The sequence below is a fragment of the Sphingobacteriaceae bacterium genome, assembly GCA_016715905.1.
Lineage (GTDB): Bacteria > Bacteroidota > Bacteroidia > B-17B0 > Aurantibacillaceae > Aurantibacillus.
The window spans coordinates 340,685-365,896 of the sequence record JADJXI010000020.1 but is presented as its reverse complement, the minus strand read 5'-3'; the positions used below and the strand labels follow the sequence as shown (position 1 = coordinate 365,896).

At 35.2% G+C, this 25,212-nt stretch carries 16 protein-coding genes; 5 read left to right on the top strand and 11 right to left on the bottom strand.

Going from position 1 to position 25,212, the window contains the following annotated elements; all coding sequences use genetic code 11:
* Nucleotides 1–52: 52 nt before the first annotated feature.
* The 7 genes from IPM51_16955 to IPM51_16925 form a co-directional block, all read right to left on the bottom strand.
* Nucleotides 53–1,942 (bottom strand): hypothetical protein, encoded by a 1,890-nt coding sequence (locus IPM51_16955; protein ID MBK9285988.1) that lies wholly within the window; start codon nucleotides 1,940–1,942, stop codon nucleotides 53–55.
* A gap of 97 nt (nucleotides 1,943–2,039) precedes the next feature.
* Entirely contained in the window at nucleotides 2,040–3,074 is a 1,035-nt protein-coding gene (locus IPM51_16950; GenBank protein MBK9285987.1) for a patatin-like phospholipase family protein, read from the bottom strand.
* A gap of 138 nt (nucleotides 3,075–3,212) precedes the next feature.
* The gene (locus IPM51_16945) at nucleotides 3,213–6,689 is read right to left on the bottom strand and encodes a T9SS type A sorting domain-containing protein (protein MBK9285986.1); all 3,477 of its coding nucleotides are present in this window, start codon (nucleotides 6,687–6,689) and stop codon (nucleotides 3,213–3,215) included.
* Between the two features lie 169 nt (nucleotides 6,690–6,858).
* Complete coding sequence (locus tag IPM51_16940; GenBank protein MBK9285985.1) at nucleotides 6,859–7,890, bottom strand: tetratricopeptide repeat protein; 1,032 nt, start codon at nucleotides 7,888–7,890, stop codon at nucleotides 6,859–6,861.
* Nucleotides 7,880–8,674, bottom strand: a complete 795-nt coding sequence (locus IPM51_16935) for a (Fe-S)-binding protein (GenBank protein MBK9285984.1) — start codon at nucleotides 8,672–8,674, stop codon at nucleotides 7,880–7,882. Before IPM51_16935 ends, IPM51_16940 begins: the two co-directional genes overlap by 11 nt.
* A gap of 3 nt (nucleotides 8,675–8,677) precedes the next feature.
* A complete protein-coding gene (locus tag IPM51_16930) occupies nucleotides 8,678–9,961 on the bottom strand; it encodes a (Fe-S)-binding protein (GenBank protein MBK9285983.1) in 1,284 nt (427 codons plus the stop codon).
* 8 nt (nucleotides 9,962–9,969) lie between these two features.
* Nucleotides 9,970–10,956 carry an MCE family protein gene (locus IPM51_16925; protein ID MBK9285982.1) on the bottom strand — a complete coding sequence of 329 codons (987 nt, stop codon included), beginning with the start codon at nucleotides 10,954–10,956 and terminating at the stop codon, nucleotides 9,970–9,972.
* 61 nt (nucleotides 10,957–11,017) lie between these two features.
* Between IPM51_16925 and IPM51_16920 the strand changes: the two genes are divergently transcribed.
* Nucleotides 11,018–11,548, top strand: coding sequence for an RNA methyltransferase (locus IPM51_16920; GenBank protein ID MBK9285981.1), 531 nt, complete (start codon nucleotides 11,018–11,020; stop codon nucleotides 11,546–11,548).
* 4 nt (nucleotides 11,549–11,552) lie between these two features.
* Here IPM51_16920 and IPM51_16915 read toward each other — a convergent pair whose 3' ends face one another.
* Nucleotides 11,553–14,066: a helix-turn-helix domain-containing protein gene (locus IPM51_16915; protein ID MBK9285980.1), complete on the bottom strand. Its 2,514-nt coding sequence runs from the start codon at nucleotides 14,064–14,066 to the stop codon at nucleotides 11,553–11,555.
* A gap of 40 nt (nucleotides 14,067–14,106) precedes the next feature.
* On the opposite strand from IPM51_16915, the gene IPM51_16910 reads away from it, so the two are divergent.
* The 4 genes from IPM51_16910 to IPM51_16895 all read left to right on the top strand — a co-directional run bounded on the left by IPM51_16910 (nucleotide 14,107) and on the right by IPM51_16895 (nucleotide 22,113).
* Complete coding sequence (locus IPM51_16910) at nucleotides 14,107–15,522, top strand: aldehyde dehydrogenase family protein (protein ID MBK9285979.1); 1,416 nt, start codon at nucleotides 14,107–14,109, stop codon at nucleotides 15,520–15,522.
* Between the two features lie 5 nt (nucleotides 15,523–15,527).
* The gene (locus IPM51_16905) at nucleotides 15,528–16,514 is read left to right on the top strand and encodes an aldo/keto reductase (protein MBK9285978.1); all 987 of its coding nucleotides are present in this window, start codon (nucleotides 15,528–15,530) and stop codon (nucleotides 16,512–16,514) included.
* Between the two features lie 162 nt (nucleotides 16,515–16,676).
* Nucleotides 16,677–20,798 (top strand): T9SS type A sorting domain-containing protein, encoded by a 4,122-nt coding sequence (locus IPM51_16900; GenBank protein MBK9285977.1) that lies wholly within the window; start codon nucleotides 16,677–16,679, stop codon nucleotides 20,796–20,798.
* Between the two features lie 139 nt (nucleotides 20,799–20,937).
* The gene (locus tag IPM51_16895; protein MBK9285976.1) at nucleotides 20,938–22,113 is read left to right on the top strand and encodes a T9SS type A sorting domain-containing protein; all 1,176 of its coding nucleotides are present in this window, start codon (nucleotides 20,938–20,940) and stop codon (nucleotides 22,111–22,113) included.
* 46 nt (nucleotides 22,114–22,159) lie between these two features.
* Here IPM51_16895 and msrB read toward each other — a convergent pair whose 3' ends face one another.
* The 3 genes from msrB to IPM51_16880 are packed head-to-tail and all read right to left on the bottom strand — an operon-like array spanning nucleotide 22,160 to nucleotide 25,212.
* Entirely contained in the window at nucleotides 22,160–22,669 is a 510-nt protein-coding gene (msrB, locus tag IPM51_16890) for a peptide-methionine (R)-S-oxide reductase MsrB (protein MBK9285975.1), read from the bottom strand.
* 49 nt (nucleotides 22,670–22,718) lie between these two features.
* Entirely contained in the window at nucleotides 22,719–23,855 is a 1,137-nt protein-coding gene (locus IPM51_16885; GenBank protein ID MBK9285974.1) for a VWA domain-containing protein, read from the bottom strand.
* A 34-nt stretch (nucleotides 23,856–23,889) separates the two neighbouring features.
* A complete protein-coding gene (locus IPM51_16880) occupies nucleotides 23,890–25,212 on the bottom strand; it encodes an MFS transporter (GenBank protein MBK9285973.1) in 1,323 nt (440 codons plus the stop codon).

Here is a 25,212-nt window from a genome sequence, read left to right as displayed (position 1 = left end):
CTGACGTTATCAAAAAAAAATTACAATTAAATTAAAGGCAATAATTTGATACTTAGTCAAAAAACAACCATTTAATTCCCAATCTGAAACAACGATCGGGTTGAAAATAACCGGGAGCGAGTGAATAATTTAGGCCAACATAATTCTGCAATACGTTCTCAACTTTTACAAATATGGTTACCGGTCGTATCCGCGCATTAAAATAAAGTGAAACATATGGATAAGTTGAGGTTTGATTTTCGTTTTGCAGATAAAACATTTGTGTGGCCGGCATGTAATTATATCCGTAAAATGCAGTAAAAACTTCGGCCTGCACGCCCGTATTCAGCTGTAAATGATTTTTAAATAAATTTCCTGCATAAAATAATCTTGCTTTTCCACTATGTTCCGGAAAACTAAGAATGGCTGAATTATTACTCATCTGATATATATGTTCTAAATATAATCCCAGATGTTTTTTTACAATGAACAAGGCCTGCGTTTTAACGCCCAATTGCTGAAGATTTCCACTATACTGATGCGGATAAGCAAGTTCATCCATATAAATATAGTTGGATGTGTTTTTTCCAAAAACAGATAATTTTATTTTTGAAAATAAGCGGGTTCCTATCTCTATTTGTGAAACCTGCAGAGGATTAAATCCATTGTTGAGCCAAACAAAATGATTACTAACCCAAGTATTAAAAAAGTGATCCGGATTTCTGGATTCAACAGAGGCATTCAAATAAAATTCAGTCTTGGTTTCATTTTTCAATTTCAAGTTTGTATTATTTTCAATTAAATAATTACCCTGATTTGGACCTTGAAAAATATATTGCAAATTATTACGGTTTGTTAGTGAACTATGATTTTTGCTTAAAGAGTCTTTTGATTTTTTTTGAATAAAAAGAATATCTGCAAAAACAGAATTGTTTTGAAACAAACTATCATTTTTTTGCCAAAGCTGATTAATTTCATTGCGGCATCCGATGGATATACCGCTACCCCCCCCGCCTTTTCGCAATGTGTAACTTATCTCATTCTTAAATTGTTTAAGGGATGTGCTATCATAGGTTTTAAGGGTATCGTGATAAAATAAAAAATAATAATTTGAATTAATTAAATTATCGTCTTTAAATAAATATGAATCCCACGAATAAATAGACTTGAGCTGCAAATAGCTATTTAATTTATTTAAAGAATCCGGAGTTCTATTCAACTTAAACCACGGATTAATCATGGCGCTATTTTCTTTATTTGTACGCGTGGCTGATTGTAATTTAACTCCCAATAATTCCTTGGGTTCAATAATAGTGGCTTCATTAAGTGTATCCCCTATAATTCCGCCATTTTCCTGAAACCGATTTATGTTGTTTAAGAAATAAAAGTAATATCCTGCTCTACCTTTTTTGGATATAGAATTACTGCTGATATAAAAATTATTAGTGTAAGACTGTTGATTGGCATAAAATCCTTTGGAATTGTATCGGTTAAATTGCACGGTTAGATTAATTTTTTCTTTATAAGTATGCGTAAAAATCAATTTTAAGATTTGTAACTGTTTGGAGCCGGCTATTCCATTTACTGATGCATAAGGCCCTTTACTTCTATAATATGAAACATCACGAACATTAAATTTATGACTAGAAAGAAAAGAGGGGATTAAACGAAAACCCAAATGATCAGTTTGAAAGGCCTGATGGTAATTGGGTGATGATAAACCTACATTACCCAAATAATTTCTAGGGAAAAATTCATGTTCATCAAATACCGTTGAGTCAGGATAAGCGGGTTGAAAACCGAACAACCCATTATTGCTCTCATATTTTTTAAATAAATAAAATGAATCGGTGGAAAAATAGGTTTGACTATGCAAAACATTAAAAGAAAGCAGAAAAAACAGGATACAAGAAGAAAATATTTTCTCACTTCGAATACCAAATATGCCTAATTGCACTTTCAAAGGAGTAAAGCTACTAAATTTGAAGAATTTATTATTCCTGAATTGTGTGATGGTCCTTTCTTAAGATGCAATTTATGTTATTACAACACTTGATTTGCTAAAATTTGTCAAAGAAATGTTCATGCAAATCAAAAGTTGATTTAAGGCCCACTTGCTTAAAATCAGATTGCAACCAGTTTTCAGCTATTAACCTACCTTTATTTTTCAAATCCAATAAAAATTCCCAAGCGGTATTCATCTTACTACTGTAACTAAGCTGACTTAATGCATCATAACCGCTGATGGTATGAACAAAAATTTCTCGATTTGTTTTTCCATCAGTTTTAATAATACCATTTCTGATCAATTCATTTCTGTAATGAATCAGTTTCATTTCATTAATTAAACTGCTATTGAATGAAATTTCATTTACACGGTCGGCTATATCGCGAGAGGTAGTTGGTACTGAATTAATATTAATGGAATTAATTTTAATTAAAACCACGTCGTGAATTTCAGTATTGGTTATTAAAGGAAAAATAGGTGGATTACCCATATAACCCCCATCCCAATAAAATTCTCCGTCAATTTCAACGGCCTGGAATAAAAAGGGTAGACATGCGCTAGCCATTACCGCATCAACCGTAATATTATGATTCGTAAATATTTTTGCGCGATTTGTTTTAACATTGGTAGCGCATATAAATAATTTCTTTTTGTTGTATTTGTGTAATTCGTCAAAATCAATCAAATCATTCAATATATCCTTTAAAGGATTGTAGTTAAAAGGATTGAAATGGTAAGGAGAAAGTACTTGCGACATGGCATTAAACCACATATATCCGGCGCTATTATAAATATCTCCATTCCCAAAAGCTTGATCAAAAAATCCGGGCTTAAAAAGAAAGCCTCCACTTAAAGCAATTCTTTTCCATAAAGATTCAAGTAATTCACGTGCCTTATCCGGGCCCCCTACGTGTAAGCCATAAGCACAGGTTACTGCATTAATTGCACCGGCGCTTGTGCCACACATCGCTTCAGCAACAATACTTTCTTCTTCTAATAGCCGATCTAACACCCCCCAGGTTAATGCGCCGTGCGATCCACCACCCTGCAAGGCAATACCTACATTTTTTATTTTTTGAGAATTCATTTTATCTGAAAAGTATAATATTCCAAATATAAGCTATTGCAGGAGATTAGAAAATTTACTTATAACACATAAATAAAAGTTTATCGAAAAAAAAGCCCCTAATCTTAGAAATTAGGGGCTAAATAATTTTTGGTAGGATTAATCTTTAATAATACGTATCACTTTTACAGCATCGCCATAAGTTACTCTGGCAAAATATACACCATTTGCAAACTGATTGATGCGAATATTATTCTTTCCTGTTTTAATCGCTGAGTTGAACACATGCTCACCAATAGCATTGTAAATTATTAACTCACCATCATCAGGGCTTTCAATAATAAACTCTCCATGATTAGGATTTGGATACAATCCGAAATTTAAAACCAGATTAGACGGGTCATCAACTCCAGTACAAAGATTAACTTGAATAGTTATAGCTGCATTGCCCATACAACCCGTTGTAGTATTTGTACCCGTAACTGAGTAACTTATACTAACACTTGGGGTGACTAATAGTGTTGGGGTTAATGCGCCGGTATTCCAAGAATACGTATCAGCAGCATTTCCGGTAAGTAACACTTCCTCTCCTCTGCAAATAACGGTAGAAGCTACTGAAATATTTACATTAGGATTTGGATTAACTAATACATTTTTAACTACATCAGGACCTGCACAAGTATTAACACCAGTTCCAACAACTGTATAAGCGATTGAAGCTGTAGGAGAAACCGCAACAGATGAAGTTACGGCGCCATTACTCCAAGAATAAGTATTGGCACCAAACGCGTTTAATACAATAGTTTGACCTAAGCACATGGCATTTGGGCCTGTAACAGTAACTGAAGGTAAAGATTGAACAGTAACAACACTTACTGCAGCATTAATGGAAGGACAACCGCCACTATCACCGGTTACGTAATAAGTAGAAGTTGTTACCGGATTAACCGTAGCACTTCCGCTAGAATACGTATAATTCAATGCTCCACTAGGAACCATCGTAAAAGTTTGACCTAAACAAATGGAACCACTGTTAACAGTTATAGTAGGAGAAGGAATAACAGTTATTAAAGCAGTTGTAGGCTGTGAAACACAACCATTACCATCAACGCCAATAACTGTATAAGATGTAGTTACTGAAGGAGAGTAAATTGGTCCGCCTGCCGGATTAAAAGTATAAGCAATTGCACCGGTTGGATTTATATTGAAAGAGGTATTAGGACAAGATGTACCGCTGGTAACACTAACTACCGGCGCAGGGTTTACACTTACTGTTATCAGAGCACGTGGCCCACCTGCGCAAGTAACTGATGCTACATAATAGCTATATGACCCAGCAGTTAAAACAGGCGTTGTATAAGACGAACCTGTACCTAAAACTGCAGTACTGGTAGGCGTTGCATACCATGTTAATGTTGCTGTTCCGCTTGCAGTTAAAGTTGTTGAATTATTTGCACAAATAGTATGATTTGCAGGAGGTGTTGTATTTATAGGTGCAGAAGGTGCAGTACATTGCTCAAACTTAACAAGAAAACCGTCATAACTTCCGTTTCCGGTAGGTTGATGACTACCCGGACTAGAAATATTACCGGTACTTTGCGTATATCCGCCAAGATAAACACTATTAGAAACAGCAGCAATACCATAACCGTAATCTAAAGAAGTACCTCCATAATAAGTTCCATATAATCTTGTACCGGTAGAGTTAAACTCACCGAAAAAGGCATCGTAAGAACTGCCACCAAAAGTAGTTTGCCAACCATCATTCGTTGCAATAACAGTTCCTGTCTGGCTTCCGGTATATCCGGAGATATAAACATTTCCGTTTGTGGCAATATAAGCTTTGGTTCCATAATCGGTTGAAGTTCCACCATAATAAGTACCCCATTGACGTATACCATTGGTATTAAATTTTGCTACCCAGCTATCAGCTCCTCCACCATTACTTACTTGATGAGAACCGGGACTCGAAATATTATTAAAACTCGCAGTATAACCTCCTATTACCACATCTCCGGCTGTATTAGCTTGTACACCGAAACCATAATCAGTAGACGATCCTCCGTAATAAGTTCCCCAAGCTCTTGTTCCGTTTGTGTTATATTTTACTAAATAGGCATCATACCCTCCTCCACTCGATACTTGATGAGCGCCGGCCGACGAAACATTATTTCCACTACTTGTGTAACCTGTAATGTAAGCATTGCCACTTCCGTTCGCAGTTACATCCTGACCATAATCTAAACCTGTCCCTCCCATATATGTTCCGAAAATACGAGTACCTGCACTGGTGAACTTTACTAAAAATGCGTCGTATGAACTACCTCCAAATGTAGGCTGCTGAACCCCGGCCGTCGTCATGTTATTAGAGGATGTTGTATATCCGGTAAAATAAGCATTTCCTGCTGCATCGGCTGAACAACCTTGGCCATAATCAAGACCAGTTCCTCCATAATATGTACCCCATTGACGAACACCGGCTGAATTAAATTTAACTATAAATCCATCATAAGAACTACCACCAAATGCAGATTGATGAGCCCCAGGAGTTGACATATTATTGAAACTGCCTGTATAACCCGATAAAAATGAATTACCTGAACCATCCACAGCACAGCCCTGGCCATAATCCAATGCTGTTCCACCATAATAAGTTCCCCATTGACGAACCCCTGCTTGATTAAATTTAGCTAAATAAGCATCATAAGATGAGCCACCAAAAGAAGACTGATGAGAACCTACTGTTGCTATTCCGGTACCAAAACTAGTATTGGTATAACCTCCTATAAAAACATTGCCGTTAGCTTCCGCGTCTAAATCTCTTTGATAGTCTACACCTGACCCTCCATAATAAGTACCCCAAGAACGCACCAAAGGATCTATTATTAAAGGTAAATTTTTATCATATTTCGGAATATTATAGCTTAAAACACCATTTCGTAATACCCAATTCGCCTGAATTTTTTTACCATTTTGATAAACTACCGGAGCCCCTTCTTCCACATTACCAAGCGGTGTTTTCAATAATACGCTCCCATCCTTTTGTATGGAAACTTCGGCACCCTTAACTTCAATTTGTATTTGTGTATAATCTGCGTTTGCAGCTACTAAATAATCGTGTTTTAAATTACCCTTGCTTTGATAATAATGCAAATCAATATTATTATATAGATTTTTTAGAATAACACCTTCAAAGGATAACACATTCGTTACACCATTTGGACAAACTGCCGTATAATAATTATTGTAACCCGGCAATACTTTTTCTGTAATTGATGTAAAATTTAAATTACAATTTTTCCAATACTCATCAATTCTATAAACTGTTACCTCGTTTGGAATTTGAGGTGCATCATTTAACTCCTGCGGCATTTCTTCATTTTCAGCCTTCCAGCTTTCAACTTTGTGTAACTGATAACTCACGCCATTATTGCGAATATGAAACACCATTCCATTGGCTGTTCCGCTAAATTTCACATCCGGGCGTGGGTTAAAAAATTGATCTCCTACTTGCCCTTTATTTTCAGTAAAAGAAATTTCTGAATTTTTGTTCAGGCTGATGTTTGGTTTTTTATCAAAAGCATTTAAACTCGTAAACGCTAAACTTAAAACCACAAATGCGTATATTTTCTTCATCTTATTTAATTTGTTAAAATGGTGTTTTTACAAATTTAGTTCATCAAGAGTATATAATAGTTGGATTTACTCATTTTTCGACACAATTCACTCATTTAACTACCAATTAAATAAGTTAAAAGCCGATTGTAAAAAAAACGATAGTATTGAAAATCAATAACTAAATAATTTAGATTTGATTCAAAGCCAATAAGGCGGGTTGGTAGTTTGGCTCAAGTCGTAAGCACATTTCGAAATCGGCTTTCGCGGCAATTTTATCTTTTAAATTTAAATACGTTAAGCCTCGTGCCAAGTAGGCTTCCACATAATTGGGATTCTTAGAAATAGTTTTCGAAAAAAACTCCAAAGCTGTTTTGTTGTCTTTTTTTATTTCGAAGTGTATTGCGCCTAAATTATATAAACAGTTAAAGCAATTTTCATCTTTTTCCAAAATTTTTGTATAAGAATCTATGGCTTCATCTATTTTATTTAAGTCTTGCAACAACTTGGCAATTCCATAACTCACTTCGGTGTTATTGGGATTTAATTTTAAAGCATTGTTGTAAAAATCGAAGGCCAAAGGATTTTTTTTAGCAGCGTAAATAACACCCAAATCCTGATAAGCCATTGCAAATTTATTATCCTGCTCAATGGTAGTCATTAAATTAGAGATAGCCTTCCCGGTATCCCCGCTTTCTCTATAAATATTACCCTTTAAAAAATAGGCCTGAGCCAGATTCGTATTAATTTTCAAAGCTTTGTTGGTATGATCTATTGCTGCTTGATAATCCTTCACTAAAAAATAAAGTTCTGCCAATTTTAATTGCGCATCCTCATTTTCCGGAAATTTGACTTCAATGATTTCCAAAGTTTCTTTGGCTAATTTCGTTTTGTTTTGCGCAAAATAAATATCGGCTAAATCAGCATAATAATTTACTTGGGTGCTATCCAATCGAATGGAGCGAATAGCGTCTGCTGTCGCTTCAATTAACTGATTCAATTTCCAATAAATTTTAGCTCTTTGATTATACAAATTAGGGTTGGAAGGATCAGATAGAATGTCAGCATTTAGTTTTTTTAATTCCGGTGAATTAAGTTTTAAACTTAAACTATCGCTTTTATGCTGATCTTGTTCAGATTGAGAATTAGAATTCTCACAAGCATTATTGATTAGTAAAACACTAAACCAGAATAAACAATGGTATAATTTTTTAAAGGTCATTCGCCTGAGCAATTAATTCTGCAACATCTAAAACACGGGTTTTCGATTCCTTATTAAAATGTTTTACTCCATCCGTCATCATAGTATTACAAAACGGACAGGCCACAGCAATGATATCCGGATTTTCGGCCAAAGCTTCTTCCGTTCTTTCCACATGAACTTCTTTCTTTCCCGGCTCAGCTTCTTTAAACATTTGTGCCCCACCAGCCCCACAACAAAGTCCTTTGGCTCTACTCCGTTTCATTTCATGTAATTCTGCATCTAAGCTTTGAATCACATTTCTTGGTGCTTCATAAACATCATTAGCCCTACCTAAATAACAAGGATCGTGAAAAACTATTTTCTTGCCTTTAAATGTACCGCCATTTACTTTTAATTTACCCTCATTAATTAATTGCTGCACCAATTCGGTGTGATGTATAACCTCGTAATTTCCACCCAATGCCGGATATTCATTTTTAAGTGTATTGTAACAATGCGGACAACCGGTAACAATTTTTTTTATGCTATAGCCATTCATTACTGTGATGTTTTGCATAGCTTGCATCTGAAATAAAAATTCATTTCCGGCGCGTTTAGCCGGATCGCCACTACAACTTTCTTCCATTCCCAAAATGGCGAATTTTAATTTTACTTGATCTAAAATGCGAATAATTGCCTTCGTTATTTTCTTTGCTCTATCGTCAAAGCTACCACTACAACCAACCCAAAATAATATTTCAGGCACTTCACCTTTGGCAATCATTTCTGCCATAGTAGGCACATGTATTTGTGAATTGCTCATTTATTAATTTTCATTTATCCAGTTTGCTCTATCCGATTGTGCAAATTGCCAAGGAGCTCCGTTATTTTCCACATTCGAAAACATAGTGTTTAATTCATTCGGGCTTTGACTCTCTTCCATCACTAAATACCTTCTCAATTCAATGATTATAGCTAACGGATCGATATTCACCGGACACTCTTGTACACAAGCGTTGCAGGTATTACAGGCCCAAATTTCTTCCTTGCTAATTAAATCTAATAGTGATTTTCCGTCATCCACAAAAACGCCTTTATTTTTATCTATATTTTTTCCAACCTCTTCCACCCTGTCTCTCGTATCCATCATGATCTTTCGTGGAGATAATTTCTTACCCGTTTGATTTTGCGGACAAGCACTTGTACACCTACCGCATTCCGTGCAAGTATAGGCATCTAATAAGTTTTTCCAAGTTAAATCCTGCACATCTTTCGCTCCAAAACGGATTGGATTATTTGGATCTGTTTTAGGGACATAAGATGGATCAAAATTAGGGGCCACCACATCGGTTACACTTTCCAACGTTGTGAATTTTCCTTTCTTATTTAAATTAGAATAATACGTATTCGGAAAACCTAATAATATATGCAGATGTTTTGAAAAAGGCAGATAATTCAAAAAGGCCAAAACCATAACAAGATGTCCCCACCATCCAATCCTTTCTATGCTATGCAATGCAGAATCAGACATGCCGCCAAATAATGCAGGACCAATATTTGAGCTTATTATAAATCCCGTATCTGATTTTACAGAATCTGCTCCATTCATCATAAAAATAAAGCAAATCAAAGTAATTTCTCCAAACAAAATAAAATTGGCATCCTTAAAAGGCCAGCCTTTCATTTCCGGACTTTGAAAACGCGCAAGCTTAACAATATTTCTGCGAAAAAGAAAAGCAATGGTTCCGATAAAAGCCAAAACAGACAAAATCTCAATAAAACTGATCACAAATGTGTAAAATCCTCCTAATGAAGAACTGAAAAAACGATGAGAGCCACTCACCCCATCAACAATAATTTCAATTAATTCGATTTGGGTAATAACAAAAGCTACGTATAAAAATAAATGCAGAATAGCCGGGATTGGTCGGCTAAACATTTTTTGTTGCCCAAATGCAACTAAAATCATTGTTTTTAATCGCTCTCCGGCAGGGCCATCCACTTTATACGATCTACCCAACATCACATTTCTCCTGATTTTTCGCATGTTAAGGCCGAATAAAATAAAGCCGCCTAAAAAGAGAATAATAAACAAGAGTACTGCGATCATAAATACTTTTAATCTTTTGGTTTATCTTTTCGTTTTTCCTTTCTACCGAAAACAGAGAAGTGAATATAACGTTCAGGGTTTACTCGAAGATCTTTTAATAATTTATCCAGATCAACAGTAGATTTATTTAAGTTATAGTACAATGTATCATTTTTGGCTAATTTACCAATGGTTCCTTCCCCTTGATTGATTTTGGTAATCATAATATTTAATTGTTTCAAGGACTTATCCGCCTCGTCAATTGCAGATTTCAATTGCGCTTTGGCTAAACTATCACTCACATTATTTAAATTGGAAATGATGTTTTTAATTTTATCCCCGCTTTTATTCAAATCAGCAGCAACACCATTTAAATTAGTTAAAATCGATGAAATTTTTGCTTTTTCGGTACCAATCAAATCATCCAACTTATAAGCTGTTTGTTCTAAAGATAAAATGGCTTTGCGCACACCTTCAATTGACTTATCGAGATTATCACGAGTTTTTGCATTTAGAATGGAGCTTACTACATTAATTACACTATCCATGGCCCCAATTAAACTTTCGGCTTTTGCCTGAATAGGCGCAATACGTTTATCCAACTCTTGCTTGAATCCGGGTTCTAAAGCTGCGAATAATGTATCACCTGACTTTACATATCCCTTCTCCGAGCTAAAAACTATTTCAACCGCCTTTGAACCTAATAAATCGGCGCTAACTGAACGGGCTGTAGATTTTACAGGAATTTGCACATCGGAAGTAATTAAAAATTTAACCAACACTTTATTGGTATCATTTATTCTTAAAAGTGAAATTTCACTTACTTGTCCAACTTTAAATCCATTGATTAAAATGGGACTTGCTTCAATCAATCCGTCAATTTTTGGATAAAGTGCATACAGGTAATTCTTTTTAGAAAAAATATTAGATCCTTTCAAAAAATTCACGCCCCAAATAAATGCAACAAGGGCGCACACCACAACGATACCTATCTTAAACTCTTTACTTATTTTCACAAAATATGGAACAATTTAAAGGATAAATATAAGTATTTTTATTGATTCAAATGGAACAAGAATGAACGAAAAATTAAAGAATGAAGAGTTAAACAGGATTGATTTAAATGAATTCAAAAAAACAGATAAAAACAAACTTATTGTTGTTTTGGATAATGTCCGCAGTTTAAATAATGTAGGCTCAGCATTCAGAACTTGTGATGCTTTTTTAATTGAAAAAATAATACTTTGCGGAATAACCGGCACTCCGCCGAATAAAGAAATTGAAAAAACAGCTTTGGGCGCAACTGAAAGTATGGAGTGGCAATATTTTAAAACAACTCAGGAAGCTATAGAGCAACTGAAAGCGAGCAATTATAGTGTATTTGCAGTAGAACAAGCTAAAAACAGTATTAATTTAAAAAATCACAAAGCATCTGAAAATAATATTGCAGTTGTTTTTGGCAATGAAGTTTATGGTGTTGAACAAGAAGTCATCAATGCGTGTGATGGGGTAATTGAAATACCTCAGGCCGGCACCAAACATTCGCTTAATATTGCTGTAAGTGTGGGGATTGTTTTATGGGAAATATTAAAAAATAAATTACCTTAATTCATTAATCCAATACCTTATTGTGCGCCAAAACAAACTTTATTTCTGAATAGGTTACACTTTCTGGTAACTGTTCTTTTATAGACTTCAAACCTAAAGTTTTATTAAAATAAGGTAATTTTTTAGTTATTTTATCTTGAATTTTTTTTGAAACCAAGTCGTTGATATTAATTTCTCCTTCTATCACATATTTTAATAAATGCGTTTCTATTGTACTTGTAGCCATTCCCCTTTTTTTTGCTACTTCACTTACACTTCCCAATTCTTTAAAATAGTCAAAGCTGATTTTTTTTGTGTCTACTTTTACGCCGGTTAATTCTTCTTCTGTTCCTGCTTTTGTTTTTTTGCTTTTGCCTTTCTTTTTCGTTGAAATCATATTATTCATATTTCCCGAAAGATTATTTTTCTTTAAATACGAATTAATGCGTTTCAAAAACCGATCACCAAATGATTCAACTTTGGCATTTCCAAAACCTGAAATTTCTAAAAGTTCGGTTTGGTTCACCGGTAAAAATTCGGCCATTTGTTTTAAACTTTCATTTTTCAAAACCATGTAAATTGGCAGTTGTTCATCATTGCAAATTTCGTCTCGCAAAAACAATAATTCCCGATATAACTCCGGATGTTTTACATCAGCACCAATTTTTGTATTTCGGGCACTACTGTAAATATTGACTTGAATTTCGGGAATTTTCATTTTTAATTTCGCGCTAATTAAATCCGATAGGTTAAAGCCTTTGCTACAAGCCTGTATCTTCATGCATTTTACATGCATCATCTCTAGCATGGTGTTTAAAAAAGGATTTAAATCATCTGCTGCCTCTTTACTTTGTGTTCGTACCGGAATATCTTTCCAATTATTTTTTAAAGCATTCAATTGAACATTAAAATATTCTGCGGCTTTAACTATTCTCTCCTTCAAATCAACATCCTGTTCTACATCTGTAATTACTACCAACATTTTTTCAAGTTGAACTTGGAACTTCACACTCACTTCATATAATTCATCAATTTTTGCTAAATTTTTACTCAACCAATCTACTCCCTCCTTATTGAGTTTTGATTTATGAAGAATGAATGATCCGCTTAATTCACTTTTTTCACGGTACATTTCTTCCATGGAAAACACATCAAACAAAGCTTTTACCGTGAATTTTCTCCGCGCTTGGTTAAATTCATCATTCACTTGTTTGTGACTATGCTTGGTGTCAGCAAATTCAAGAATTTTACTGTCGTTTATGATTGAAGAAATATTTAATTTAGAACTTAGTATTAAACCATTTAAACTTCTGCATCTACTGAGCGCCACATAAACCTGACCACTGCTAAAAGCCTCTTCAGCATCAATAATTAAATGATCAAAAGTTAATCCTTGCGATTTATGAATGGTAATAGCCCAGGCTTGCCTTAATGGAAATTGTTTAAATGTTCCCAATACATTTTCTTCGATTTGTGTTGTTTGATTGTTTACCTGATAGGAAACATTGTTCCATGTTTCTACCGGCACTTCAATTTCATATTTATCTTCATCACATTTAACTTTAATTTCATCTTCTCCTAAAAAAGTAACTATTCCGGTTTTGCCGTTATAAAAATTTTTTTCCGAATTATTTTTCAAAAACATGACTCTTGCCCCTTTTTTTAATTTTAAGATTTCGTCGGCCGGATAACTCTTTTCCTGAAAAATACCTTCCACCTTGGCCTTATACGAAAACTCCTTTTCTTTAATTTTCGACATAGAATTCGAATTAATTTCTTCCGCTTTCTTATTATGCGTGGTTAAGGTGATATATGTTAATCTTTCTTCATCACTTATTTCCTTTTTATACTTCTCATTCAACTCTCCTAAATCTTTTAAACCTAAACGATTGTTTCTTACTTTATTTAGTAATTCGATAAAATTGGATTCTTTTTGACGAAATATCTTTTCCAGCTCTATGTAAACAGGCGGTTCTTTTTGTATGATTAAACTATTGAAAAAATAAAATCCTTTATAAACGCTTTTTAAAATATTTTGCTCTTCCGAATTAATAACAGGAGCTAACTGAAACATATCACCTATTAATAGTACTTGCACTCCGCCAAACGGCAAATCCCACTTTTTTCTTGTAAACTTTAAACAGGCGTCGATCTGATCCATCATATCTGCTCTTACCATACTCACCTCGTCAATAACCAATACATCTAAATTTCTGAAAATAGATAATCGTTGTTTGGTGTATTTTTGTGTGAATACAGAAGTAACATTTTTTTTATAGGTTCCATCATCATTAAACTGTGGAATAAAAGGTGTAAACGGAAATTGAAAAAAGGAATGAATAGTGCTGCCCCCTGCATTAATAGCCGCAACACCTGTTGGTGCCACAATAGCCATGTTTTTGTAAGTGTTACTCTTAATATATTTTAAGAGCGTTGTTTTACCCGTTCCGGCTTTTCCGGTTAAAAAAACCGACTTGGACGTTTGATTGATAAATCCGAGTACTTGTTCAAACTGAATATTAAATTCCAACTTTTCCACAATTCCTAAAGTAAAACAAATTTAATAATTTAGTGCGCAGATGAACGAATATAAAATTTATTGTGGAGGAGAATTTATCAGCAGTTCTGATACCCTGCCGGTTACCAACAAATATACGGGTGAAGTTATTGCCCAAACCTACCTTGCCGATACCAACATTTTAAACAAGGCCATTAATTCAGCCGTATTGGTTAAAGCAGCTTGTTTTCATTTATCGTCTTTTCAGAAAGAAAAAATATTATTAAGCATTACGCAAAAATTAGAAAATAATATTAATGTAATTTCAGAATTACTTTGCATGGAAAGTGGTAAACCAATTCGTTTGGCTACCGCTGAAGTGAAACGTTCCATTCAAACTTTTAAAATTGCTTCGGAAGAGTGTAAGAGAATACCCCATGAATTGCTGGATTTAGATTGGACTGAGAATGGGAAAAATAAAACAGGTATTGTTAAACATTTTCCGATAGGTATTGTTGCCGGAATTTCTCCTTTCAATTTTCCGTTAAACTTAGCGGTGCACAAAATTGCCCCGGCCATAGCTGCAGGCTGTCCTATAATTTTAAAACCCGCAAGCAACACCCCGCTTTCAACACTTTTTTTAGCTAAACTTATTAATGAAACCGAATTGCCTAAGGGTGCTGTATCAATCATACCTATGAACAGAATAACCGGTAGTTTATTGGTGGATGACGAACGAATAAATTTGTTGAGTTTCACTGGTTCACCTGAAGTAGGTTGGGACTTAAAATCAAAATGCGGAAAGAAAAAAGTGGTTTTAGAATTGGGTGGAAATGCAGGCGTAATTATTAGTCAAAAAGTAGATGTTGATGCAATAATAAATAAATGTATTAATGGTGCTTTTGCATATAGCGGGCAAATTTGCATTCATGCGCAACGATTTATAGTTCATGAATCAAATTATGATGCCTTTATATTGGAAATGAAAAAAGCGGCAATGAATTTAAAAACCGGCGACCCTTTGAACTCCGAAACAGACTTAGGTCCGATGATTGATGAAACCCAAGCAAAACGTGTTGAATTATGGGTGAATGAAAGTATAAAACAAGGCGCAACATTGATTTACGGAGGAAAAAGAACAAATACATTTTATGAACCAACAATTCTCACGAATACGACTATAAAAATGAAAGTGAATGCTGAAGAGATTTTTGGGCCTGTGATTTGTATTGAAAAGTATTCGGGTGAAATTGATGAAGCCATCCGTCAATTAAATGATACAAAATTCGGATTACAGTGCGGAATTTTCACAGATTCGATAGAAGAATTGGAGAAAGTTTTTAAAAATGCGCTAGTTGGTGGTGTAATTCACAACGATGTTCCTACCTTGCGCTTCGATCACATGCCTTATGGTGGGATAAAAGAAAGCGGGTTGGGCAGAGAAGGCGTGAAATATGCGATGATGGATATGTTGGAAACAAAAATTTTAGTAAAATAATAATTATGGAATACAGGAGATTAGGAAAATCAGGTTTACAGGTAAGTGTACTTTCATTTGGAAGTTGGGTAACTTTTGGAAAGCAAATAGATACTAGCGTTGCCGATGAACTTTTAAGTATAGCTTACGAAAACGGAGTTAATTTTTTTGATAATGCCGAAATCTATGCCCGCGGAAAATCAGAACAGGTAATGGGCGAAATTTTAAAGAAAAAAAACTGGGCCAGAAGTTCATATACTGTAAGTAGTAAAGTGTTTTTCGGGTATGAGGAATCTAAACCTAACCAAACAGGTCTTTCCAGAAAGCATATAATAGAGGGTTGTCATGCCGCTTTAAAGCGTTTGCAGGTTGAATATATTGATTTGTTTTTTTGTCACCGACCCGATAAAAATTCGCCTATTGAAGAAACCGTTTGGACTATGAACGATTTAATCCGTCAAGGAAAAATATTTTATTGGGGAACCAGTGAGTGGAGTAACGATGAAATTATGCAGGCTTTTGTTTTTGCCGAAAAAAATCATCTGATTGGTCCTACCATGGAGCAGCCCCAATATAATATGTTTGAAAGAACCAAAATGGAGAAAGATTATTTATTACTTTTCAGAGATTTTGGATTGGGTACTACCATCTGGAGCCCGTTATGCAGTGGTTTATTAACCGGGAAATATAATAACGGAATTCCAACCGATAATAGATTACATATTGAAGGCATGGATTGGTTGAAGGAAAGAACTTTAGGTGATCAATCCAAAATTAAAAAAACAATTGCATTAGGTAAATTAGCAGAAGAATGCGGCTTATCTTTAACGCAAATGGCCATTGCCTGGTGCATAAAAAATCCAAATGTGAGCACAGCCATATTAGGTGCAAGTAAACCTCAGCAATTAAAAGAAAATTTAGGGGCACTTGATAAAGTAGCATTATTAAGTCCGGAAATTTTGGAAAAAATAGAGCTTATTCTTCAAAACAAACCGATTCAAGCCCTTTATTAAAATTTCTAAAAATTTAGACCGATCATTCAAATAGGTTTTAAACCTTTCATGCGGTTATTTTTAGCCTTTGTCGATTATTGCAAATTCTTTTCAATTTTAAAGAAGTCTATATTGACAATATGTGTTTTTTGAACTAAATTCGGTGTAGTTAAAAAAACAAATATGAAAAAATTTTTACTTTCAATTGGAATCTTATCATTATCAATATCGGGAAATGCACAGGAGTATTGGGAAATTATGCAAGACCCAAACGGAAATTTTTATAATGCCCAGCAAAAATTTGAGGACTATTATGCAGGAAAAGATATCAATGAAAAAGGAAAGGGATATAAAATTTTTAAAAGATGGGAAAGTTTTGTTGAGCAAAGAGTTTACCCTACCGGAGATTTATCTTTATTAGCACAAACAGCTCCCAATTACCAGGCTTGGTTAGATAATTATAATGCACAGCAAGGAAATAATGGCGGTGGAAAATACGGACAAATTGGTGGAAATAATATTGTTGCAGCAGCAACTTGGTCGCCGGTGGGTCCAATGGGTCCAATTGCCGGAACAGGTAATGGTCAGTTTTTAAAATCAGGTAGAATCAATGGCTTTGTTGCGCATCCTACCAATACGAATATTGTTTACGCTTGCGCGCCGGCTGGAGGATTCTGGAGATCATATAATGCCGGCACAACCTGGGTAACTACAACTGATAATATGCCGAATACCGGATGCAGTGATGCTGCTGTTGACCCTTCAAATACCAATATAATTTATCTGGCAACCGGTGATGGAGATGCAGGTGATAATCCGAGTATTGGTGTTTATAAATCATTTGATGCGGGTGTAACATTTACGCCTACCGGATTAACTTATACATTTAGCGCCGGAGCAAGAATCAGAAGAATTATTGTAAATCCAAACACGCCTTCTGTTGTTATTGCAGCAACCAACGGAGGCATAAGAAGAAATACCAATGGAGGAGCAGGTGCTTGGGCAACTGCAGATGGAAATAACTGTTATGATTTAGAATTTCAACCCGGTAATCCAAATATTGTTTATTCAGCCGGAACCAGTTTTAGACGCTCTACCAATGGAGGCGCAAGTTTTACGCAAATAACAAATGGAATTCCAACTACAGGAATAAGCAGAATGGCTATTGCCGTTACACCGGCAAATCCACAAGTGGTTTATGTATTGGCTTCTTTAAGTTCTAATAACGGTTTCCAAGGGTTATACAGATCTGTGGATGGTGGAGTTACTTTCACACAAATGTCAAATTCACCAAATCTTTTAGGATGGTCTAATACAGGTGGAGATACCGGAGGACAAGGATGGTATGACTTATGTATAGCCGCTTCACCAACAAACTCCAATGAAATTGTTACCGGCGGTGTAAATGTTTGGCGCAGTACAACAGGTGGTGCAACCGGTGGTTGGTCACTTTATGGACACTGGACCGGATCTGGAGCTCCATTTACACATGCTGATCATCACGATTTAGAATATGATATTGTAGGTAATTTATACAACGCTAACGACGGAACTGTTTACAGAAGAAACGGTGGCAGTTGGCTAGAGGTATCCGGTCAAATGAATTTATCTCAGATTTATAAACTAGGAACTTCTTCGCAAACAGCTAACTTCTGGATTACAGGTCATCAAGATAATGGAACCAGTATTTGGACCGGAACAACATACAGTGCTCAATTAGGTGGTGATGGTATGGATTGTTTTATTGACAGAACTACTAACGCCAATAAATTTGCCGAATATTATAACGGAGCATTTAGAAGATCAATTGGCGGAGGACCTTGGAGTACATGCACAACCGGAATGACCGGTGCCGCACCTTGGGTAACCATTTGGAAACAGGATCCTACCAACAACACCAGATTACATGCAGGAAGACAAGAAATGTTTGTTTCCAATAATCTGGCCGGAAGCTGGACGCAAAACGGAACTATGCCAGTTACCGGATCAATTAGAGAGTTTGCAATTGCACCTTCTAACAATCAGGTAATTTATGTTTTAAAAAGTAACGCGATTATTAAAACCACAAATGGGGGTACAAACTGGACCAACGTAACCAATGGGGCACCAATTGGAAGTGCTGCACCTGACTTTGTTGTGGTTCATCCAACCAATCCAAATATAGCTTGGGTAATGCTTAGCGGATACTCTGCAGCAAATAAAGTACTTAAAACAACGAATGGAGGAACCAGTTGGACTAACATCACCGGAAATTTACCAAACATTCCTGCAACATGTGGTGTATTTCAATTAGGAAGCAATGACAGAATTTACATTGGAATGGATATTGGAGTATATTATATCGATAATGGTTTAGCAAATTGGGTTCCTTACCAATATAACTTGCCTAATATTCCAGTATCAGATCTAGAAATTTCTCCTGCAGATCCCGGTAAATTAATTGCTTCTACTTATGGAAGAGGTACCTGGAAAGTGGATGTAATTGCAGCTGCCGCACCGGTTACCGCATTATCTTATACAGGTTCATTATGTACAGGCGTTCCAAAACCATTTAATGATTTTTCTGCAAATGCACCTACAGTATGGAGTTGGAGTGTTGCCCCAATGGGAGGCGTTAGTATATCAAGCTCAACCGTTGCTAATCCTATAATAACATTCGCAAATCCCGGAACATATACTGTTTCCTTGTTTACCAGCAACATTTATGGCCCGGGCACTACAGCTTCTCAGGTAGTTTCAGTAACTGCTATGCCAAATGTTTTAATAAGCAATCCTTCTCAAACCATTTGTAACGGCAGCAGCGCAATTTTAAATGCATCCGGCGCAATGACCTATAGTTGGAGCAACGGTATCAATTCTCAATCTATTTCAGTTACTCCAACCGCATCAACAATTTATAATGTTGTTGGCGGAGTGAACGGATGTAACGGCTCTGCTAATGCCACCATAACAGTTGGTGGTGGTTCATTAACCATTAGTGCAAACAGTCCGAGTATTTGTAATGGAAATTCAGCGGTGCTCAGTGCCAGCGGTGCAATTTCCTATACCTGGAGTACAGGATCATTAACTTCTACAACTTCCGTTTCACCCGGTTTAACCAGCACTTACACAGTTACGGGTAGTAGCGGAGGAGGATGCACAGGAGTTTATATTTCAACTGTTACGGTAAATAATAATCCTACGGTTACAGCTTCCAATGCCAATATTTGCAGTGGTGCCTCAACAGTACTAACAGCTAGCGGTGCTTCTACTTACTCTTGGAGTAATGGTGCGTTAACAAACACAACATCCGTTTCTCCGGGCTCGACAACAGTTTATACGGTTACCGGATCTAATGGTAATTGTAACAATGTGCAAACCGTTACTGTAAATGTAACTACAAGTCCTACTGTCGTAATTGCAAATAACACACAATCTGTTTGTTCCGGTAATTCAGTAGTTATTTCAGCAAGTGGAGCTGCTTCATACTTATGGAATACGGGTTCAAGCAACCCATCCATTAGCGTGTCTCCTTCAGTTACCTCTGTTTATACGGTTACCGGTTTAACAGGAGGATGTACCAATGTAAAAACAGCAACTGTTAATGTAACTCAAACGCCAACTGTAACAGTAAATGGTGCCGTAATTTGTGTAGGTGCCACTACTACATTAAATGCAAGTGGAGCTGTAACTTATTCATGGAATACCGGATCAAACAATGCAAGCATAGCGGTTTCTCCAACTACAACAACTGTTTATAATGTTACGGGATATAATGGAAACTGCAATTCAGTTTCAAATGCAACAATTACAGTGAATCAGTTACCTAATATCACCATCAATAGTAGTGGAACGCTAGTTTGTCTTGGAAACACACTAAACTTAAGTGCGGTAGGTGCTACTTCATACACTTGGCAACCCGGTAATTTAAATGGCCCATCGCAAACTTACTCTCCTTCCGCTAATCAAACCTATACCGTTTATGGTACCGATGGAAATAATTGTAATAACACACAAATTATTGCAATTGTGGTAACACCATGTACAGGTATTTTAAAGAATTCAAATGGAGAAATGTACTTTGCAGTATATCCGAATCCGGCAAGCGAAAATGTAATTGTATCTTATCCTAGCACACTTGATTCGGAAATATTTATAGAAGTGATTGATGCAGGTGGAAAATTAATTAAGACCACTTCACATATCTTCAACTTGTCAAATCCAAATTATTCAATCGGCATCAGCGAAGTTGCTAATGGCGTTTATTTCTTAAACTTGAAAGTGAAAGACGGAGAAAGTACCTTGTTGAAATTAATCAAAGAATAATTTTTCTTAATTATTTAAAAGTCCGATAGCTACTATCGGACTTTTTTTATGATTAAAAACAGGTTTTAAATCGTTGTAAATAAAATTTGAGGTGTTATTGACGGATAATAATTCCATACATTTATCCATTAAAAAACATATGAAAAAAATTTACCTTCTTTTAATTTTTATTATCACACGGCAATATGCTAACTCGCAAGTGGTAAGTTCGGTTTCAAATGGCAATTGGACAAATCCCGCCACTTGGAATTGCACCTGTGTGCCTGTTGACGGCGCATCGGTAACCATTAATCATAGTGTAACATTAAATACCAGCATGCTTTTTAATACCGGGGGCATTTCTATTAATAACAGCGGATCTTTAATACAAGATGCTGCACGGGATATCCTAATTAATGGCGGATATTTTTATAATAATGGAACGGCTAACTTTCGATTTTTTAATTTAGCTTCCGGCACCGGATCCAATTCGGGTTCTTTTTCATTAACCGCAAGCTCTAATTCTGTGGCGATGATTAATAACGGATCTATTTATATGGACAGTATGTATGTGGCCGGAAATTTTACCAATACTCCAAGCGGAACAATTAATGGAAATAGAATTGCATTTGTTGCTCCAACCATTAATAATGGTAGAATTACCGTTTCTCTTTCAATCAATAATTCAACTCTAACCAATAACAATTATCATGGAGGTTATGCATTTACGAATGATGGCCTATATCTCAATAATGATTCTATTGTTTTAACTTACAGTTTATGGAATAAAATCAAATTCAATAATAATCCGGGTTCATTAATTCGACTTACCAAGAACTTTCATAATTACGTACCGGGAAACACGGCTTCTTTTACGAATAATGGAAACGTTATTATATTAGATAGTTTTTATAATACAGATACCATTAAAGGAAGTAATACCGGAACATTTACGGTAGCTGATTCTTCATCGAATAGTGGCCGAATGATTGGTACTTATAAATTTTGTGATCAAACTCCTCCCGGTTCAGCACCATACATCGATTACAATAGTGGCTTTGTTGGAGGCGGAATAACCTGGTGTACAATAAACGGCATTCAGGAAAATAAATTAACCGGCTCATTTTATGTTTATCCTAATCCTTCATCCGGACAAGTAACTGTTCAAGGATTGAAAGAAGAAAAGTTAACACTGGTTGATGTAACAGGAAAAACAATTACAATAATAAACCTCAATTCAATTAATCAGTATAGTTTTGAAATACATAATTTAAAACCCGGTATTTATTTTCTGAAAGGGGTTCAACTCCATAAAAAACTATTAATTCTGGATTAATTCATTCACAAAAAAACCGACAATTTTTTGTCGGTTTTTTTATAACTTATTTTTCTTTCTTTTTAAATCCAATACTAACTCCATTTACACAATACCGAAGCCCGCTTTGTGTTGGTCCATCATCAAAAATATGTCCTAAATGTCCGCCGCATTTAGCACAAACAATTTCTGTACGCACCATGCCATGCGACAGATCGCGGATTTTTTTAACCCTATCCCCTCCTCCTATTTCGCCATCAAAGCTAGGCCAGCCACAATGTCCGTCAAACTTTTGAGTGCTAGTAAATAGCTCAGTACCGCATCCTGCGCAAACATAAGTGCCTTCTTCAAATAAATCATTTAGTGCGCTGGAATGAGGCCTTTCTGTGCCTTTCTTTCTTAGTATTTGATATTGTTCCGGAGTCAGAATTTTTTTCCACTCTTCGTCGGTTTTTTGATAACTTGTATCCATAACTTTTTTGGGATTATTTATTTCACTTTTTTTTGATTCAACATTTTGACAACTCGCTAACATAGTCAAAGAAGTCATTCCGATTATTAAAATTATTCTATTCATACTATTTCAGACGAGGTCATATTATATTCCTTACCGGATTTTACGAATTTTAACGTTTGCTTCTTAATTTAACTTCCTCTAAAAGTTCTTCTTCATTTTTACGTCCCTTTATTTTGATATATGAACCTTCACTGGCCTGTGCTATTTCTTTTAAATTTTTTAAAGCACTTTTATCATTTCCAAAAGCAACAGTTGTTAGTACAATTTTTTTATTTGCATTCCTGTTTTTCCAATCTAGTTTATCCTTATCGTAAAAATAAAACATACCATCTGTAGCTAAAAATATTTGATTATTCCCTTCTGTTATAAAATGTTTCTCGGCAACCTCTCGTGCTTTAAAAATTGCTTTTCTTCCTTTCGTATATCCATGACCGTTTAATCCATTAACATAAGTATTCAATACCGTTTTTGCCGAACCCGGAATCGATTCAGCCAACACATGAACAGAATCAGCATAGGTTATAAATGTTATCTTGTCCACATCTCTAAGTGCTTTTATCAAAACATACAAAGCCTCTTTCATCAAAGGCAGTTTTAAAGAATCTTTCATTGAACTACTTACATCCACCAAAAAAACAATATTATTAGGTTTATAAAGTATACCTGATAATTCCATTTCATTTTCCACAGGAACTATTTTTTCATGATTTGAAATTTTAGAATCTTCTTTTATACTTTTGCCATTTACTGTAAATGTGCCGGCATAATCCGGAATACGATTGCTGTTATCTCGTACTTGAAATGTGTCACGCGAGGCAATAAAAATTTCTTTCGTTTCAGTTTTATTTTTTCTTTTGCTCCCAAAATAATAACAGGCCTGTTGATTGTTTTTTAATTTACTTTTCAAATCCCCACTCATTTCTAATATATTAGGAGTTGCCTTATCACTACTGATTAGTTTTATTTTTTTATTGAATTTACCTTCATGCTCTGGAATAAAAGAGATAATCAGCAAACAGGTGTCGCCGGGCAATATAGTTTTTTTTGAAGCCAATATTTTCACTCCATTATCCGCATCAGCTCTTAATAAATAAATTTTTTTATCGGCTGTGTTTTTTAAAATTAAGTCACCACTGATTTCAAAAGCCTCTTTAATTTCTCCCAGTTTAAGATGAGATGCATTAAAAGCAAGTTGCGCGTTTAAGCGAATACCAATCAATAAAAAAATATGAATCCAACTCTTCACCCCCATAAATTACAAAATTAGTGCCGATTTAATTTTATAAACGAGTTTCAGCCTTTTTAGGCACAAAAAATAAGCCAACAAATCCTAAAATAAAGAATCCGATGAGTGCCAAAACGGAAGGTCGCATGCCGCCCATAATTTCGCTTATCATTCCAAAACAAATAGTACCAATAATCATTCCTCCCTTTTCCATTACATCATAAAAACTGAAAAAGCTGGTGAGGTCTTCGGTTACCGGAATAAACTTACTGTAAGTGCTTCTTGATAAAGATTGAATACCTCCCATAACAAAACCAACTAAAAAAGCAACTATGTAAAAATGCACAGGCAGGCGAACAATGGCATAGGTGAAAACGCAAATAAATATCCAAATAGAAATGGCAAACATTAATGATTTAATATTTCCGATGGCGGCCGACATTTTTGAAAAAACAAATGACCCCAAAATACCCACAAATTGAATAATTAAAATACTTACAATTAAGGAAGTAGTTTTTGCTTTTTCAGCATCCTCTCCAACACCCCAATCAATTTCATTTCTGGCAAAAAGTACGGCCATAACCAAAACCGTTTGCACCCCCATGTTGTAAAAAAAGTAACTGAACAAAAAACGTTTTAAGGCCTTCATTCCTTTTATTTGACGCGCAACACCCCTCAACTCCCTGAATCCTTTGGTGATTAATCCTTTTTTATCGCTGATATCGTTAGCATGACTTTTATTAGGTAATGCCCTAAATGTAATTTGAGCAAAGCCCATCCACCATAAACCCACTAACAAAAAACTATACTTAGCCGGAACTTTAAGCACCATAATCATCACTAAACAAAGAATTAACAATAATGAACTTCCAAAATATCCTAATGAAAAACCTTTTGCACTTACGCTATCTTGATTTTCTTCTGAAGCAATTTCAGGAAGGTAGGAATTATAGTAAACCAAGCTGCCCCAAAACCCAATTGTTGCGGTAATGAAAGGGATAAAACTCAACTCTAAGCTTGTTCGTGAAAAAAAGAACAAACACATACAGGAAATAGAGCCTAGGTAACAAAATATCTGCAAAAATCTTTTTTTATTTCCTAAATAATCGGCTATTCCACTTAAAATTGGCGCTAACAAAACCACCATAAATAGTGCGAATGAATAAACAAATGAATAAATATTCTGATTCTCAAAATGCATTCCGAAAAATGAAACCGTATGGCCAATAAAATTTTTAGCCTCATCATGCGTGGTCACATAATCGTAATAATTAGGAAAAATAGCCGAAGTGATCACTAATGGAAAAACCGAATTTGCCCAATCATAAAACGCCCACGCACGAATTGTTTTAGGATCATTTTTTTTTATTAATTGCAT

Coding starts and splice junctions, on each gene's coding strand:
- IPM51_16910 (MBK9285979.1), top strand. CDS start 14,107: ATGAACGAATATAAAATTTATTGTGGAGGAGAATTTATCAGCAGTTCT.
- IPM51_16920 (MBK9285981.1), top strand. CDS start 11,018: ATGAACGAAAAATTAAAGAATGAAGAGTTAAACAGGATTGATTTAAAT.
- IPM51_16880 (MBK9285973.1), bottom strand. CDS start 25,212: ATGCAATTAATAAAAAAAAATGATCCTAAAACAATTCGTGCGTGGGCG.
- msrB (MBK9285975.1), bottom strand. CDS start 22,669: ATGAATAGAATAATTTTAATAATCGGAATGACTTCTTTGACTATGTTA.
- IPM51_16895 (MBK9285976.1), top strand. CDS start 20,938: ATGAAAAAAATTTACCTTCTTTTAATTTTTATTATCACACGGCAATAT.
- IPM51_16940 (MBK9285985.1), bottom strand. CDS start 7,890: ATGACCTTTAAAAAATTATACCATTGTTTATTCTGGTTTAGTGTTTTA.
- IPM51_16930 (MBK9285983.1), bottom strand. CDS start 9,961: ATGATCGCAGTACTCTTGTTTATTATTCTCTTTTTAGGCGGCTTTATT.
- IPM51_16905 (MBK9285978.1), top strand. CDS start 15,528: ATGGAATACAGGAGATTAGGAAAATCAGGTTTACAGGTAAGTGTACTT.
- IPM51_16935 (MBK9285984.1), bottom strand. CDS start 8,674: ATGAGCAATTCACAAATACATGTGCCTACTATGGCAGAAATGATTGCC.
- IPM51_16950 (MBK9285987.1), bottom strand. CDS start 3,074: ATGAATTCTCAAAAAATAAAAAATGTAGGTATTGCCTTGCAGGGTGGT.
- IPM51_16945 (MBK9285986.1), bottom strand. CDS start 6,689: ATGAAGAAAATATACGCATTTGTGGTTTTAAGTTTAGCGTTTACGAGT.
- IPM51_16900 (MBK9285977.1), top strand. CDS start 16,677: ATGAAAAAATTTTTACTTTCAATTGGAATCTTATCATTATCAATATCG.